Source organism: Idiomarina abyssalis, from assembly GCF_900116625.1.
Classification (GTDB): domain Bacteria; phylum Pseudomonadota; class Gammaproteobacteria; order Enterobacterales; family Alteromonadaceae; genus Idiomarina; species Idiomarina abyssalis.
In genome coordinates this window covers 1-16,558 of record NZ_FPBE01000007.1, presented here as the reverse complement: position 1 = coordinate 16,558, position 16,558 = coordinate 1, and the positions used below count along the sequence as shown (strand labels likewise).

Annotated in this window: 15 protein-coding genes; 11 read left to right on the top strand and 4 right to left on the bottom strand. The window is 47.8% G+C overall.

All coding sequences use genetic code 11. The features are described 5' to 3' along the window. Positions 1-2: 2 nt before the first annotated feature. On the top strand, positions 3-503 hold the full coding sequence (locus BM359_RS11375; RefSeq protein ID WP_054490293.1) for an MgtC/SapB family protein: 501 nt from the start codon (positions 3-5) through the stop codon (positions 501-503). On the opposite strand, the gene BM359_RS11370 is transcribed toward BM359_RS11375, so the two are convergent. After that, positions 500-1,114 (bottom strand): TetR family transcriptional regulator, encoded by a 615-nt coding sequence (locus BM359_RS11370; RefSeq protein ID WP_054490291.1) that lies wholly within the window; start codon positions 1,112-1,114, stop codon positions 500-502. The two genes, BM359_RS11375 and BM359_RS11370, sit on opposite strands and share 4 nt — an antisense overlap. A gap of 177 nt (positions 1,115-1,291) precedes the next feature. Here BM359_RS11370 and BM359_RS11365 point away from each other — a divergent pair, with 177 nt between their 5' ends. Both BM359_RS11365 and trhA read left to right on the top strand, forming a co-directional pair. Further along, entirely contained in the window at positions 1,292-1,573 is a 282-nt protein-coding gene (locus BM359_RS11365; RefSeq protein WP_054490288.1) for a DUF3081 domain-containing protein, read from the top strand. Further along, positions 1,570-2,238 carry a PAQR family membrane homeostasis protein TrhA gene (gene trhA / locus BM359_RS11360; protein ID WP_054490286.1) on the top strand — a complete coding sequence of 223 codons (669 nt, stop codon included), beginning with the start codon at positions 1,570-1,572 and terminating at the stop codon, positions 2,236-2,238. Before BM359_RS11365 ends, trhA begins: the two co-directional genes overlap by 4 nt. Before the next feature lie 74 nt (positions 2,239-2,312). Here the strand turns inward: trhA and typA are convergent, their stop codons facing one another. Beyond that, a complete protein-coding gene (gene typA / locus BM359_RS11355) occupies positions 2,313-4,154 on the bottom strand; it encodes a translational GTPase TypA (RefSeq protein WP_054490284.1) in 1,842 nt (613 codons plus the stop codon). A 303-nt stretch (positions 4,155-4,457) separates the two neighbouring features. On the opposite strand from typA, the gene glnA reads away from it, so the two are divergent. From glnA to BM359_RS11325, 6 genes are all read left to right on the top strand, one after another. Next, the gene (gene glnA / locus BM359_RS11350) at positions 4,458-5,867 is read left to right on the top strand and encodes a glutamate--ammonia ligase (RefSeq protein ID WP_054490281.1); all 1,410 of its coding nucleotides are present in this window, start codon (positions 4,458-4,460) and stop codon (positions 5,865-5,867) included. Positions 5,868-5,940: 73 nt separating this feature from the next. Next, positions 5,941-7,014: a nitrogen regulation protein NR(II) gene (glnL, locus tag BM359_RS11345; RefSeq protein WP_054490278.1), complete on the top strand. Its 1,074-nt coding sequence runs from the start codon at positions 5,941-5,943 to the stop codon at positions 7,012-7,014. Then, positions 7,004-8,410: a nitrogen regulation protein NR(I) gene (gene ntrC / locus BM359_RS11340; RefSeq protein ID WP_054490276.1), complete on the top strand. Its 1,407-nt coding sequence runs from the start codon at positions 7,004-7,006 to the stop codon at positions 8,408-8,410. Before glnL ends, ntrC begins: the two co-directional genes overlap by 11 nt. Before the next feature lie 75 nt (positions 8,411-8,485). Continuing rightward, complete coding sequence (locus BM359_RS11335; RefSeq protein ID WP_054490274.1) at positions 8,486-9,166, top strand: response regulator transcription factor; 681 nt, start codon at positions 8,486-8,488, stop codon at positions 9,164-9,166. Beyond that, positions 9,163-10,524 carry a sensor histidine kinase gene (locus BM359_RS11330; protein WP_054490272.1) on the top strand — a complete coding sequence of 454 codons (1,362 nt, stop codon included), beginning with the start codon at positions 9,163-9,165 and terminating at the stop codon, positions 10,522-10,524. Before BM359_RS11335 ends, BM359_RS11330 begins: the two co-directional genes overlap by 4 nt. Next, positions 10,521-11,525 carry an alpha/beta fold hydrolase gene (locus BM359_RS11325; RefSeq protein ID WP_054490270.1) on the top strand — a complete coding sequence of 335 codons (1,005 nt, stop codon included), beginning with the start codon at positions 10,521-10,523 and terminating at the stop codon, positions 11,523-11,525. The genes BM359_RS11330 and BM359_RS11325 overlap by 4 nt, the downstream gene beginning before the upstream one ends. Here BM359_RS11325 and fieF read toward each other — a convergent pair. After that, a complete protein-coding gene (gene fieF, locus BM359_RS11320; protein ID WP_054490268.1) occupies positions 11,515-12,444 on the bottom strand; it encodes a cation efflux pump FieF in 930 nt (309 codons plus the stop codon). The two genes, BM359_RS11325 and fieF, sit on opposite strands and share 11 nt — an antisense overlap. Positions 12,445-12,498: 54 nt before the next feature. Here fieF and trmL point away from each other — a divergent pair, with 54 nt between their 5' ends. Continuing rightward, positions 12,499-12,963 carry a tRNA (uridine(34)/cytosine(34)/5-carboxymethylaminomethyluridine(34)-2'-O)-methyltransferase TrmL gene (trmL, locus tag BM359_RS11315; RefSeq protein WP_054490267.1) on the top strand — a complete coding sequence of 155 codons (465 nt, stop codon included), beginning with the start codon at positions 12,499-12,501 and terminating at the stop codon, positions 12,961-12,963. A gap of 1 nt (position 12,964) precedes the next feature. Here trmL and BM359_RS11310 read toward each other — a convergent pair whose 3' ends face one another. Beyond that, on the bottom strand, positions 12,965-14,284 hold the full coding sequence (locus tag BM359_RS11310; protein WP_054490265.1) for a hypothetical protein: 1,320 nt from the start codon (positions 14,282-14,284) through the stop codon (positions 12,965-12,967). Positions 14,285-14,582: 298 nt separating this feature from the next. Between BM359_RS11310 and BM359_RS11305 the strand changes: the two genes are divergently transcribed. Next, positions 14,583-16,259, top strand: coding sequence for a cyanophycinase (locus BM359_RS11305; RefSeq protein ID WP_054490264.1), 1,677 nt, complete (start codon positions 14,583-14,585; stop codon positions 16,257-16,259). Positions 16,260-16,558 lie beyond the last annotated feature (299 nt).

The following is a 16,558-nucleotide window of genomic DNA, read 5'->3' as shown; positions in this document are numbered from 1 at the left end:
TAGTGATTGACTGGCAAATTGTTCAGGAGTTGGGCCCATATTCCTGGAGTGGCATTGGCACCTCGCTGTTGTGCGGTGCCATTGTCGGGCTAGAACGGCAAATTCGTGGTAAACCAGTGGGTATAAGAACTTCTGCCCTGATTATTCTGGGAACTTACTTGTTTTTGGTGGGTGGTTCTTCCGTCGTTAACCAAGGTGGCGATCCATCGCGAGTGATAGGTCAGATTATTACTGGTATTGGCTTTCTTGGCGCCGGTGTCATGCTGGCGCGTGATGGCGTGGTGGTTGGCGTAACATCCGCTGCGACTATCTGGGCTTTGGCGGCCATTGGTATTGCCGTAGGCTTGGGAATGTACGGTGTGGGTATTGTGTTGTCGTTGGTTATTGTTGGCGTGTTGCTTGGCGTTGACCTACTTGAAGACACTTTTCAGTCACTAACCCGTGGCGTACACCGAAAATACAGCGGCTGGCGCCGCCGTCGTGGAGACAGTAATGAGCCTTAACGAGTTAAGCCATTGATGTAACTGTCGATGGCCTGGTTCCCGTACTCGACTAAAGGAAAATAGTCAGGCGCGAGCAACCAGTTGTAAATGAGCCCGTCTGCCAAAGAAAAAAGACCAATTACAGCAATTCGGGCATCCACTGTTGTTGCTAATTCGCCTCTTTCAATAGCTGATTCAAAAAGCTTTTCGATATCGCAGATACACTCATTACGACCACTTACATGTCGTAGTTTAATTGGGTTTACTTCGTCAATGTATTCGCATTTATGAAGTAAAATACTGGCCAGTGAGCGTACTTGCGGGTCCTCCTGAACGCGGCTGATAAATTCCTTCGAGCGCCCTTTAATTTCCTCCAGAGGATCAAACTCGGAGCCTTCAGCGATTTGCTCACGCATTTCATCAATGGGGAGTTTGACGCGTCCCATCAGCGACTCAATGAGATCCATCTTGTTCTCAAAGTGGTGATAGATAGCACCGCGAGTGACACCTGCTTTTTCAGCCACTTGCATCATAGACGTATGGGTTACACCGTTTTCACTAAATAGAGCTTCAGCAGCATCTAATAATTTGGCGCGGGTCTCCATTGCGTCTTCTTTTGTGCGTCGAACCATTTGGGGCTCCAGTTTCTTAACATTCGTTCATTATTATAACGGTTTTTGTTTAATCATGCATCAATGTATGTATATTCTAATACAAGGTTTTCGAAACAATTGGGTAAAAGCGGTTGTGGAATGGGATTTCCGCCCTAATAATAAAGGTATACATTAAGTAAAACGCTGAGGTGTGTGATGAAAAACGAACTCGATAACAAACTGATGTTGGATGCGTACGAAAAAATCCACACTCATGGTGAAGCTCGTCAGGGGCGTCACTATTTAGAAGGAATTGAAGCTTATACCGACCATGATGGGTATACCGTTTTTTTGGAAGGACATGGCGTTAAGCTGACATTACAATTCCATAACTCGTATCACTTAGACTACGACAACGAAAGACAATATGACCAGTTTATACGGGCACTTAAAAATATCAGTAAAGGGTATGAAACACCGGGGCTTGAGAGAGGATGACTCAACATAAAGCCTATACGGCAATGGAAGAAGTTGCTCACGCGCTAACTCATGGCGTGGGGGCCGTTCTAAGTGTCGTTGCTTTGATTGTCATGTTGGTGTGGACTTCAACTCATGGCGATGCTTTTCATGTTGTGGCGGTGAGTATATACGGTGCGAGCCTTATTCTGCTTTATACTGCCTCGACGCTATATCACGCATTTCCCTGGCCAAAAATTAAAGCGGTGTTTCAGCAGTTAGATCATGCCGCTATTTATGTACTGATAGCCGGTACTTATACGCCGTTTGCATTAATTAACCTGAGGGGAGCCTGGGGCTGGACGCTGTTAGGCGTAGCCTGGGGTATTGCGCTCTTGGGTGTCGTTCTTGAACTTGGTATGAAAAAGCGAATAAAGTGGCTGTCGTTGAGTTTGTATCTTGGCATGGGTTGGATGGCACTTATAGCGATTAAACCCATGATTGATAATGTGGATTCCGGAGGTCTGATGCTACTGGTTGCCGGTGGTCTGGCATACACCTTTGGTGTTATTTTTTATGTCTGGAAAACCTTGCCGTACCATCATGCTGTTTGGCATTTATTTGTATTAGCCGGCAGTGTTTTTCACTTCTTTTCTATTTTCTACTTTGTGTTGCCTCAACCGGACTTATTGTCAGTGAACGGATGAGCATGAGCCGGATAATAGACAATAAAAAAGCCCACTATGATGAAGTGGGCTTTTTACTATCTAACTAAAATGAATTAGCCGTTCTTCGGTTCACGACCTAAACGTTTACGATCGTTTTCTGTCAGAGCACGCTTACGGATACGAATAGATTGTGGTGTTACCTCAACCAGTTCGTCATCGTTAATGAACTCAAGCGCCTGTTCCAGTGTTAAACGAATAGGCGTACTCAGCGTTTGCGCTTCATCCGTACCAGAGGCACGAACGTTGGTTAGCTGCTTACCCTTCAGACAGTTTACTGTCAGGTCGTTTGAACGGTTATGAATACCAATGATCTGGCCTTCATAAACTTCATCACCGTGCGACGCAAATAACTTACCGCGTTCCTGCAGATTAAACAGTGAGTAAGTCAGAGCTTTACCCTGGGCATTTGAAATCAGTACACCGTTACTACGCTGACCAATGGTGCCGCCTTTGTGCGGGCCGTAGTGGTCAAACGTATGGTACATCAGGCCAGTACCAGAGGTTAATGTCATAAACTCTGTCTGGAAGCCAATCAAACCACGGCTCGGTACTTCAAAGTCGACGCGAACGCGACCTTTACCGTCTGGTGTCATGTTGGTCATTTCGGCTTTACGTAAGCCTAATTTTTCCATAACGGCACCCTGATGCTGTTCTTCAATATCAACCGTCATGGTTTCGTAAGGTTCCAGTTTCTTACCATCTTCGTGCTTGATAATAACTTCCGGACGAGAAACGGCTAACTCGAAGCCTTCACGGCGCATGTTTTCGATAAGAACACCTAAGTGCAGCTCACCACGGCCTGATACACGGAAACGGTCCGGGTTATCAGTTTCTTCAACGCGCAGTGCGACGTTGTGAACCAACTCTTGCTGCAAACGCTCAAGAATTTGACGAGAGGTAACAAACTTACCTTCTTTACCCGCGAAAGGTGAGGTGTTGACCTGGAAGGTCATGGTTACAGTAGGTTCATCGACGGTTAGCGGCTTCATTGCTTCGGCTTTACCAACCGCACAAACGGTGTCGGAGATTTTTAATTCGCCCAGACCGGTAATAGCGCAAATGTCGCCTGCTGCTGCTTTGTCGGCTTCAATTCGGTCCAGACCTAAGTAACTAAAGACTTTACCAATTTTGCCGCTGCGTTCTTTGCCGTCAGCACCAACAATAGTAACTGGTTGGTTAACTTTAACGCTACCACGGGTAACACGGCCGATACCGATAACGCCTAAGTAGCTTGAGTAGTCCAGCTGTGACACCTGCATCTGCAGGTCACTTTCGGGGTCTGCGTCCGGGTGACTTACCTTATTAACGATAGTTTCGAACAATGGCGTCATGTCGCCATCCTGGTCGTCTGCGTCTAGTGATGCCCAGCCATTAAGTGCTGATGCATAAACAACCGGGAAGTCCAGCTGCTCGTCGGTAGCGCCGAGGTTGTCAAACAAGTCGAAGACCTGATCCATAACCCAGTCTGGGCGCGCACCAGGACGGTCAACTTTGTTGATAACCAAAATTGGGTTAAGACCGTGAGAGAAGGCTTTCTGCGTGACAAATCGAGTTTGAGGCATAGGGCCGTCAACGGCGTCAACCACTAACAATACAGAATCCGCCATAGAAAGTACGCGTTCAACCTCGCCGCCAAAGTCGGCGTGTCCTGGAGTATCCAGAATGTTAATACGGTAATCTTGCCAGTTAACCGCGGTATTTTTGGCCAGAATGGTAATGCCACGCTCTTTCTCAAGATCGTTGGAATCCATAATACGGTCTTCTATCTCACCACGGCTTTCTAAGGTGCCGGATTGTTGCAACAGCTTGTCAACTAGGGTGGTTTTACCATGGTCAACGTGCGCGATGATCGCGATGTTGCGAAGTTTTTCTATATCAAATACCTGAATTGTCATTAAGAACTGCCTGTAGTTGTCCGGGAGCGAAACCCGTCCAAGGGGTTTTGTGAAAAATAGCGGCGTATTCTACCTTTTTGAGTTGGATTAAGAAAGGGCTGATTGTTTTTTGTCCATTATATTTTCTTTTCCTTTCTTTTTGTTTTGCACCAAAAATGTGCGATATGCGCTATACTGGTGCATATAAACTTTTAAAAGAAGACTGAATTTAACTTAAGAGTATGAATATAAAGAGAAAGTTCAGTTGGCACAGGCTTTGCTATACTTAGGCTGTATTTTTAGACGCTGTCTACGGAGGACAACATGTCAGCTAATAAGATTTTCGATACCATTAAAGAACACGACGTAAAATTCGTCGACTTACGCTTTACCGACACCAAAGGTAAAGAGCAGCACGTCACTATTCCGGTGTCGCAAATCGATGAAGACTTCTTTGAAGAAGGCAAAATGTTTGATGGTTCATCTATTTCCGGCTGGAAAGGGATTAACGAATCGGACATGGTGCTAATGCCCGATAATGAGTCTGCCGTTCTGGACCCGTTTACTGATGAAATCACCCTGAATGTCCGCTGTGACATTCTTGAGCCTGAAACCATGCAAGGTTACAGCCGTGACCCTCGTTCAATTGCTAAGCGTGCAGAAGAATTCCTGCGCTCGTCAGGTATTGCCGACGAAGCTTACTTTGGCCCTGAACCAGAATTTTTCCTGTTCAATGACGTTCGTTTCCACACCGATATGAGTGGTTCGTTCTACAAAATTGATGCAGAAGAAGCGAAATGGAACTCTGGTCGTGAATATTCAGAAGGTAACCTGGCTCACCGTCCTGGCGTAAAAGGCGGTTATTTCCCGGTACCTCCGGTTGACTCTGCACATGACATCCGCGGCACTATGAGCCTGGTTATGGAAGACATGGGCCTTGTTGTTGAAGCGCATCATCATGAAGTAGCCACTGCTGGTCAAAACGAAGTAGCAACTCGCTTTAATACTCTGACATCTAAAGCTGATGAGATGCAGGTTTACAAATACGTTGTGCATAACGTAGCGCACTCTTATGGCATGACAGCAACCTTTATGCCGAAGCCACTGGTTGGTGATAACGGTTCTGGTATGCACGTGCATATGTCTCTGAATAAAGGTGGCGAGAACTTATTTGCCGGCGACCAATATGCAGGGCTTAGCGAAACGGCATTGTATTACATTGGTGGTATTATCAAGCACGCTCGTGCTATTAACGCCTTTGCGAATGCTTCAACTAACTCGTACAAGCGTCTGGTTCCTGGTTTTGAAGCTCCGGTAATGCTGGCTTACTCAGCGCGTAACCGCTCGGCTTCTATTCGTATTCCATTGGTTTCCAGCGCCAAAGGTCGTCGTATTGAAGTGCGCTTCCCTGACCCAAGTGCCAACCCTTACCTGGCCTTTACTGCATTGCTAATGGCGGGTCTTGACGGTATCCGTAATAAGATCCACCCGGGCGATGCAATGGACAAAGATTTATACAATCTGCCTCCTGAAGAAGCGAAAGACATCCCGACGGTTTGTCACTCCCTGGAAATGGCTCTGGAAGCTCTGGATAAAGACCGTGACTTCCTGAAACAGGGCGGCGTTATGGATGACGACATGATTGATGCTTACATCGATCTGAAATATAACGAAGTAGAGACATTGAAGAAGACTACCCACCCGGTAGAATTCGATATGTACTACAGCGTTTAATGGCGAATTATCGGGTGAGGCTTTTAGCCTTGCCCGATTGCACCAATACGGTGCATAACCCTCTCCTGCCTTCGTGAATAACAACGCGCTACTTAACCAATTACTCACAGGCATACTCATCCTTGATGACCGCCTGACCATTCGTTATGTCAATTCATCCGCGGAATCGTTGCTGGATCACAGCGCCAAGCGACTATTAGGTGAACTGTTTAGCGCCGCGTTTTATCATTGTTCTCTGGCGTCGGAAACATTAATAGAATGCCTGAATAGTGAGCAGACTGTGCTGAATGCGGAAGTTCATTTTGCACTGCATTCTGGTCACGATATTCGTGTGGAAACCAGTATTCAGACAGTTGATCAAGAATTTGGCCGGGCATTGTTGCTGGAACTCAAACAAGTTGATCAATTGCGACGCATCAACCAGGAAGATCAGCAGCGTAATCAGTTATTTGCGACACAGCATTTACTACGCGGTATGGCTCACGAAATAAAGAATCCGTTAGGTGGTTTGCGCGGCGCTGCGCAGCTGCTGGCAAGACAGCTTCCCGATGAGAAACTGACCGAGTATACCGACTTGATTATCAGTCAGTCTGACCGTTTACGGTATCTGGTGGACAGGCTGTTAGGGCCAACCAAGCGTGGTGAATCAAAGCTGACCAATATTCATGAAGTACTGGAGCGTGTGGTCCGGACACTAACTTATGAATACGGCGAATCACTGAAGCTGACCAGGGACTATGACCCTTCTTTACCGGACATTCGAGTGGTGCCTGAAGCTTGTGAGCAAGTGTTCCTGAATATTGCCCAGAATGCGGCGCAAGCTATGTCTGGTGCTGGCACTATTGTCATTAAGACTCGGGTCGAGCACCAATTGACGTTGTTTGGTCTGCGTTATCGGCAGTGCGCGGTGGTGACCGTTACCGATAACGGACCCGGCATACCGGCGGAGTTACGCGATACATTATTTTACCCTTTAATTAGCGGACGTGCAGAGGGAACCGGCCTGGGTCTTTCATTGGCGCAAAACCTTGTGCACCAGCATAAGGGCAAAATTGAATTTGACTCAAGCCCGGGCAAAACCCGGTTCTCAGTTTATTTGCCGTACCTTACTGCAGACAATGGTAATGAGGTAATAGATGACCACTAATGCTCAGTTATGGATCATTGATGACGATGACTCAATTCGGTGGGTTTTGGAAAAAGCTTTTGCCGACAGTCGCTATCATGTTCGCAGTTTTGCTAACGGAGAAGACTTTTTTTCCGCATTAAAAGCCGATGCTCCGACTGTGGTGCTGACGGATATTCGAATGCCCGGCGAAAACGGTCTGGCCGTGCTTGAAAAATTAGGCCGTGAGCAGCCGCAATTGCCAGTGGTGGTGATGACCGCACATTCAGACCTTGAAACCACGGTAAAGGCATTTCAAGGTGGGGCTTTTGAGTATTTAGCGAAGCCTTTCGATATTGATGAAGCGATAACAGCAGTGGACCGGGCGCTGCAACATGCAAGGCAAAGCGAAACCGCGTCGAATGAGCCTATTGATAATAGCGTTCCGGAGCTTATCGGTGAGGCACCTCCCATGCAGGATGTTTTCCGCGCCATTGGCCGGCTGTCGAGTTCCAGTGTCAGCGTCTTGCTGACCGGTGAAACCGGAACCGGTAAAGAGGTGGTTGCACGAGCTTTGCATAAACACAGTCCGCGCGCGGAAAAGCCTTTTATTGCACTTAACATGGCGGCCATACCGGCTGACTTAATTGAGTCGGAGTTGTTCGGGCATGAACGCGGTGCTTTTACCGGAGCTGACAGAAAGCGTGTGGGCCGTTTTCAGCAAGCCGATGGCGGAACCTTGTTTCTGGATGAAATTGGCGACATGCCATTACCGGTTCAGACACGTTTGTTACGAGTTCTGGCCGAAGGGCAGTTTTATCCAGTCGGGGCGCATCAGCCAGTTAAAGTTGATGTTCGCGTTATTGCAGCGACACACCGGGAGCTGGAGCAGTTAGTCGATAAAGGACAATTCCGTGATGACTTATATCACCGGCTTAATGTTATCCGGTTGCGTTTACCCCCTTTGCGCGAGCGAACAGAAGATATAGCGACTTTGGCAAAGCATTTTCTGAAAAAGTCGGCTGAAGAGTTGAATGTTACACCAAAAACGTTGTTAAATGAGACACTTAGCAAGTTAATGGGTTATTCTTGGCCCGGTAATGTAAGACAGCTGGAAAATACCTGTCGCTGGTTAACTGTTATGGCACCCGGGCAGCGCATTGGTGTTAATGACTTGCCAGAAGACATTCTGGTGCCGGCTGATTCAGAACCTGAAAATTTTACCGGGGAACTTACCTGGCTGCATTGGCTCAAAAGAGAACTGGAAAAACACCCGTTAGAGGCGCAGGATGTTTTGCAAAGTTATCAGCATCAGTTGGAAAAAATTGCTTTGCAAACTGCTTTACAACGTTTTTCCGGCCACAAGCAAAAAGCGGCGACATGGCTGGGCTGGGGACGAAACACCTTAACCCGAAAGCTGAAAACTCTGCTAAAGTAAAAGTTATGTAAAGGGGGTCGTATCGATGCCCGGCATTTTGGATCATGGATTTATTTCTGGAGAGAACAGTAAGTTATGAGACATTCCGTACTACTCATTGATGACGATACTGAAATGTCTGTCATGCTGACAGAATTGTTTAAACGTGAATCCGTAGATTTAAGCGTTGCCGAAGATGGCGTGACCGGCCTCGACAAAGCACTTAACGGCGACTACGAGCTTATTTTGCTGGATGTCATGTTACCCGGCATTGATGGTATGCAGTTGTTGCAGCGTTTGCGCCAACAACACCGCGATACTGCTGTGCTTATGCTGACGGCCCGTGGTGATGACGACGACCGCGTTATGGGTCTGGAGCTGGGTGCAGATGACTACCTTCCAAAACCGTTTAACCCGCGTGAGCTGGTTGCCAGGGTGAGAGCTTTACTGCGTCGTACACCTAACACCACCATGCAAAACGAAAGCCTGAACGTGTGCGGTATTGTATTAGATCCGGCCACAACGGAAGTGAAATGCGACGATGCTGAACTGATACTGACCCCCACTGAATTCGATATTCTGCGCTGCTTAATGCAGCAAGCGGGTCAAATGGTCAGTAAAGATCAATTATCGGTTGCAGCGCTGGGGCGTAAAATGGAGCCTTTTGATCGCAGCCTGGATGTTCATATCAGTAACATTCGTAAAAAGTTTCCAACGAAACCTGATCGTATTCAAACCATTCGCGGCCGTGGCTATCGACTGATCGCCAGCTTATGAGAAACCGGCGTACGCGGTGGTATCGATCGCTAGCCCTAAGGTTACTTTTTATTTTCTGGGCGTTGCTGTCGGTCACAGCGGCCAGCGGTTATCTGTTAGCGGTTTGGAATAAGCCGAAAGCAGAGTTAAAGCCGCTGGAGCCGGATATTTATCAAACTCTACAACCGCTACTCAGCGATGCTTTAACTTTTAAGTCTTTGCAACCTGGGCGTTTAATCGCAGGCGACTACCGCGTGGCTGCTCAGCTGTCTGTGGAAGGCAGTGAAAAGCTGTTGATGGACGAAATGCTGAGAGTCAGTCACGGCTCAACCTTGTTGCGTATGCTGGGACAAACCTCACCTCAACAAATACCTCTGGACGAACGTTTACTGATGGGTCCGTTTGAGCTGGACGGTAATAAAATATTGGTCACTAAACCTCTGGGTATTGATGAGCAAGTTAACCGGGAGCAGTTAGAAAGAGAGTCAACCCGGGCGCGCTTACTTACCTTGTTAGTGGGTAGTGGTTTACTTGCGGTTTTACTGGGCATTTGGCTTATCCGCCCAATACGACGAATGATTTTGGCTATGCGTGAGGTAGCAGACGGTAGCGCAACTCCTGAGTTAAAGCGACTACCAAAACGCGGTGATGAAATTGGCGAACTGGCGCGAGCGCTGTCCCAGGGTGCTGTCGATTTAGCGACATCGCGCGATGCCCAACGGCGTTTACTGAGTGATGTATCGCATGAGCTACGCTCACCGATGGCACGTATGCAGGTTGCCCTTGATTTAGCTGACTGCAATGAGGATGACCCAAACTGGCAGCAGTTACGTCGCGATACTGAGCGTCTCAGCGTAATCATTGAACGTATTTTATCATTATCGCGGTTAGAGAACGGCCTGGTAGAGCTTAACCATGAGAATCTGGACAGCGGTGAGCTAGTGCAACAACTTATTGGTGATATGTGCTATCAGAACCCGGAGGTTAGTGGACGCCTGATTCAGCAAGATGGCGACTGGCCTATTATTGATACTGACTCTGAATTGCTCAGGCTGGTGCTGGAAAACATTGTTCGTAATGCGTTGCATTACACTGACGATAATGTCGAACTTTCTTATGATGATTATGGCGAAGGGTGCCGCATTCGTATTCGTGACCATGGCCCGGGTGTGGATGAAAGTACATTAGAAAAACTGTTTGTACCCTTTTACCGCGGCGATCCGGCTCGTCACCATAAGGCCGGAGTTGGTCTTGGGTTGGCCTTAAGTCATCGTGCTGCAGCTGTGTTAGGGGGCGAATTAAAAGCCAGTAATCACTCTGAAGGAGGACTGGAAGTCGTGTTAGACTTACCTAAAAGTCAGCCTGAACCAAATACATGAAGCAACCCGATAGACAACATCAGCGGCCTGCAGATGATACCCCTGAGTGGCCGGAGTTTTTCAAAAATCAGGTCGAACCCTTTTGGGAACAACAGGTTATCTCTGAATACTTCAAGGCATTCGACGGTATCCAGTTACATTTCGCTTACTATAAACATAGCGCCGATGCACCATTAGTGGTCATTGCTCCGGGTCGGATAGAGTCGGCTCTTAAATATCAGGAGCTGTTTTGGGAGTTGGCCCAGCAAGGCTTTTCCGTGGCGGCGCTGGACCATCGGGGCCAGGGTTTATCGGCTCGGTTGACGGCCAATCATCATCAGGGACATGTCGACAACTTTGACGATTTTGTCCGCGATTTCTCAGATTTTACCGAACAATTAACAAGTCTATTTGGTAATGTCCCTAAAACCTTATTTGCTCATTCAATGGGTGGCACCATTGCGACAATTTACTGTGCGACTTGTAGCCACCCATACAATAAGCTGATTTTATCCGCTCCCATGTTCTCTATCGAAACCGGTAAAGTCCCTTATTGGCTGGCGCGCTGGGTAGTTGCCGCAGGCGCATGTATTAACCGGTACTTGGCTAAGCCCTGGTATTTTTTTGGTATGGGTGACTACCAGGCGGTACCCTTTGAAGAAAACGTTCTTACTCACAGCAAACAGCGTTACCAGACCTTTCGCAGGGTATACGATAATGTCGCTGAGGTGCAGCTGGGCGGGCCAACTTTTAACTGGCTTTACGAAGCGGTTAGTGCAGCCATGAAGGCGCAGCAACTGGCGAGTGATGTTCACATTCCGGTCATTTTATTTCAGGCTGGTAATGATCAGGTTGTTTCTGCTGCCGGGCAGAGAAAAGTCGCCGCGGCAGTCACTCGGCAGTATTTTCGGTTTGAAACCATTGAGGGCGCATCGCATGAGCTGATGATGGAAACGGACAGATTCCGCCAGCCAGTGTTGGATGCCATCATTGAAGAGACTCGGGAGCTTGTTAACGCTTAAGTGAACCTTCCACCACGGCGACAATTTCAGGATCCATATGCACAATGATGTCGGCTCCCGGGAAGGCTTTCATAAGCTGCGCCTCAACATCGTCAGCTATGGCGTGGGCGCGCAATAACGACAACTCGTTAGCCAGTTCAATGTGTAATTGAATAAAGCGTACCGGGCCGGCTTCGCGCGTGCGCAAACCGTGAAAGCCTCTAACACCATCCACCGCCATAGTAATGCGACCAATTTGCTCTTGCAGATCCTCTGAAAGCTCTCTGTCCATTAGTGCCTGAAAGGCATCCCAGCCAATGCGAACAGCACCAATAATTAAGTAAACGGCAATACCAATGGCAAAAATACTGTCGGCCCAGAGCCAACCGTAACTGCTGAGAATTAAGGCAACAATAACCGCTAAGTTCAGCAGTATGTCCGATTGATAATGAAGGTTGTCGGCTTGTACGGCTTTAGAATTGGTATGCTGAATGGCCATGCGCTGAATAACAATCAGGACAAAGGTAATGACAATGGCGATGCCAGAAACAGCGATGCCGTAACCCACTTTCGGAACGCTACCACCCTGCATAAATTGCTGCACACTGTGAAAAATAAGCAGCATGCTGGAACCGGCAATAAACGCGCTTTGCGCCAGAGCGGCCAGTGATTCCGCTTTACCATGACCAAAGCGGTGCTCTTCATCTGCGGGTTGTAACGCATAGCGAATGGCAAAAAAACTAAAAATTGAGGCGCCACTGTCCAGAATGGAGTCTGTCAGAGAGGCAAGCATACTGGCCGATTCTGTCTGAAACCAGGCAAAAAGCTTAATGCTTATGAGGGTTATTGCAACAACAACGGATGCCGTGCTGGCCAGACGCACCCAAAAAGCGTAATTTTGTTGGTAATTTTTCTGATTTGCCACAGCGCCGGTACACATTTCTAAAAAATATTCTGCTATTCTACCGCTTTTACTGAAGCGATGAAAACGACCATGTTGCACCTTGTACTGTTTGAGCCTGAAATCCCCCCTAATACGGGCAATGTGATTCGTCTGGCGGCGAATACCGGAATGTCCCTGCATTTGATAGAGCCCCTGGGTTTCGAGCTGGAAGAGAAAAAGGTTCGGCGTGCCGGTTTGGACTATCATGATCTGGCTTCTGTGAAAATTCACAAAGACTGGCAAAGCTTTTTAGATAACACGAAGGTTAATCGTATATTTGCCTGCACGACAAAAGGTAAGACTAGCTATGCTGAGGTAAATTATGAAGCGGGCGATGTTCTGCTTTTTGGCCCTGAAACCCGTGGATTGCCTATGGAAGTGCTGAGAACCTTTCCAGAAGAGAACTGGTTGAGGTTGCCTATGGCGGACAGCAGCCGCAGTCTTAACCTGTCAAATTCTGTTGCTATCTTTGCCTATGAAGCGTGGCGCCAAAATGGTTTTAAAGGGGCCTGTTAACTTATTTATCAATGGCTATTGGGCTTTGCTGAGCCAGAACGGTGTCGAATAAGCTTCTAAGTGAGCGGCCTCGTGGCGTGTCTGAAAACGCCACAAACAGTGGCAGAGGATCCGATAATTTTTGTTTTTTGTAAGGCTGCTCTGTCCAGTCTGGCAGGTTATCCTTGTAGTCCACAACCGCACTCACCCTTTCCATATCGAGCAGCGCAAAACAATCAAGAGAGTTTGATGCGCGATAAAAAGGGCGCTCAGTATCAACTAAATTTTCCATAAAACGAGGGCCTGCAATGCAAATAGGGCCTTCGTTGGGCTCTTCCAGAGTAAAGAGAAAAACACTGTCGTCATAAGCGACATGGTATTTTGACAGAATAATATTCTCTATTCTTTGATCAGGACGAACACCGATGAGGGCATCAGCACGGCCTTCCTGGATCAGCTGAATACTGCGTTGCCAGCTACTGACAACGGTATTGAGTTGAGAAGTAAACATCGGGAACGTTGACTTTGCTATTTGCCAAAGTTTACCGGTGCCGTCGGCATTCAGTAAGCCGGGGTGTATGGCGCCAACAACCGTCAGTTGCTCCGGACGTTTAATAGGCTCCACCGCAGGCTCGGGCTTTATTCCATACTTTTCACGAAGCACTTTCATACGACCATTCTCATGCATCTCTTGCAGCTGATAAGTGAGCTGAGGAATAAGTCGGGCGTGTTCTTCGTTTAGATAATGGAAGCCAGTTTCGGTGGACAGTTTGTGGGTAATAAAGTGTGGGTTATCGCTTAATTCCGAACTTTGAAACTGGAAGTCCCCCATAAAAGCAAACTGAATGCGTCCCGATTCAAGCAACTTTAGTACTTGTTCGAGATCAATAGGCGTTACTATAGACGGCTGGTGAGGAAGACTTTCAACGACGTCAGTAATGGAATCCATACCATCGACGTATGCCAGACTTTCTATTTTCGACAATGGGCAGTAACCGCAGTCGCGCCTGTCAGCGACAGCTATGATGTCGAAAGTGAATAATGGAAATGGGATACGGCGAAGGTCGCGACGCTTGTTCTCAAGCATGGCAGTTCTTCCAAGCTCACCAGCAATGGTACCTTCAGTCGCTAGCTGCTCACCACGAGCGCGAGGTAGCTCAATATATTCAAGCTTAATATCCAGTTTGGCATAAGCTTCTTCAAGAACTGCTGTTACGTATTGCGTAAAAGGGCCTTCGTCAGGCGCACGAAAGACCAGTTTCTCCTGAGCGAGCGCGAGACTGGTTGTTAGGAGACTCCCCAGAAACAGTAGCAGGACGCAAAAACGTAGCGATGAATTCATAGCTTATAAGTGTGGTCTTATTTCGTGAATCAGGGGTTAGTATAGCAGTGTTAGAATGGCTATCACGAGCCCTGAAAACTATTTATTTTCAAAAGGTTACTGCCATTAACAACGGTGTCACTAGTGGCTATTACATAAGTTAGTGCAACGAGAATTCAAGACGCATCTATAATAAATACATTAATTTGTTGTCTTAAATTTGACAGTTGGGTAGCAGACACTCTAGCGTTGCAGTCTTATACTATGTCAATTGAAATACTTAAGCGGCGCACGCCGTCGGTAAAAAGGGGTTCTATTTATGGTTAAGTCGTTGTTTTCCTTGCTCTCTTTGGCGGTGCTGGCGTCTCTCTTTACAGCGCCTTCAAATGCGGAGGAAGATGGTAGCTATCGACATCTATTACTTGCCGGCGGCGGATTAGAGGCTTGTTCCAGTTTCGCGTCGGACAATTGCGACAACGTTGACTGGATAGATAAGGACACCATGCGCACCGACAGATACCTCAATCTGTCAAAAAAGTTTCGCTCCAAAGCAACGGCGGAGTCGGCTTGGCCAACTTACCGTGAAGAAACTCGCAAGAAGGTGGCTGATGCGCTGGAATTGATTCATGAGCGTTTAAAAGAAGACATTGTTCCTGAACGTGTTTTTCTGCGTGAATTTACCCGTCGTGCGACACAGCAGCTTTATAACGCATTGTCAGACGCGGAATGGAACCGGATTATCGATTTAATTGAGCTTCCTGTTCCTGACTCTGCCCGCGAAGTCGTTAACTTGGATGAAAACCTGAAAGGTGAATCGAAAGCAATTTTTCAGCGGTTTGTTGAAATGGCTCAGTCTGTTGCCGGAAATGATCAGAAGCCGACCATTTATTTTCTGACCTCTGCATCACGTAACCCTTATGACGCTATTGATTTTTACAGCAGTGTATTTGAGCAATTGGGAGCTGAAGCGCGTTGGCTGCCTTTGGATTCGGCGTTAGTCAAAGCTCAGCGTGAGGGCCGTTGCGATGAACTAGCAAAAATTCAGCAGGAAGAACTGGGTGCCTACGAACGTGACCGTGTGCACAGAGACCGTTATAAAGAGCAGGTCGCGTTTTGCAAAGACCCTGATGCCGCCGCAGAAATGATAGCGAAGGCCGACGGACTGTTTTTTAATGGTGGCGATCAGAACTTAACTCGTTCGACCTTTGTTAAGGCGAATAATCAGCCTGGCGATGTGCTGAAAACGATTATTGCCGCTGTTCAGCAAAAAGAAGTGGTTGTTGGTGGAACCAGCGCAGGTACGGCGGTCATGACCTCTAAGCCGATGATCTCTAACGGTACGACCGCTCAGGCGATAAAAGAAGGGGCGATTGCTTCTGATCCACCACCGTTTGGGTGTGATTTAGACACCACTTGTCCGCCGAATGTCGGACCGGACAGCCTGACTTACCATCCGTTAGGTGGCTTGAGCCTGTTCCATTATGCAACCTTAGATACGCACTTTTCTGAGCGAGGCCGGCATGGTCGCTTAATGCGCTTAGCTGCGGCAAGCTCAACACCTTTGTCGATTGGTATTGATGAAAACACCGCGATGGAAGTGAATCTTGAAACTGGGGCGTTTGATATTATTGGCGAGCGCGGTGCTTTCTTTGTAGAAGATGCACAGGGCACCGACAAAGCGGTAGCCGGTACTTTCCATTACCTGGTTGCCGGTGCTTCAGGTGTGATTTCCCCTTATGGCCTGCAAACCGCAGAATTTGCTGAAGGTGATGACGTAGTACAGACAGAGCCAACCACAAACTTCTTGTCTGACCGTGGCTTAATTGATTCTATGCGCATTCTGTGTGGAGAGCGTAAGCAGCTTAGCTTGTTGAATAAGGACTACCGTTTAATTGCCCAGCGTGGTGAATCCAGCCGGGTACAGTCTTCAGGTGGTGAGTGTCAGGTTATAAATGGCAGCATTGGTATTGCCTGGCAGCCACAGGAACAGCTGTAGCGGGAAAACGAGTGCTGAGGTTACAAGGGGTCTTTTGGAGGCCGCCCGTGAATACCTCCCTGTAGGGCTTGAGCAGCGCCATCCATGGCGCTGCACACCTCCATAAGACCCCTTGCAACCGTCAGGCGCACTCTTATTTCCCCGGTATCCCAACTGATGCGGTAGCCTGACATTCATGTCAGGTGAGATATTGGACCTGACGTAAACGTCATATATGGTCCCCTCCCGTTTTGCAACGGCAACTCGTGGTAAATGTCGGGGCGCTCGCATATATTCGGCCTGTTTATGGTGCGCGCTTT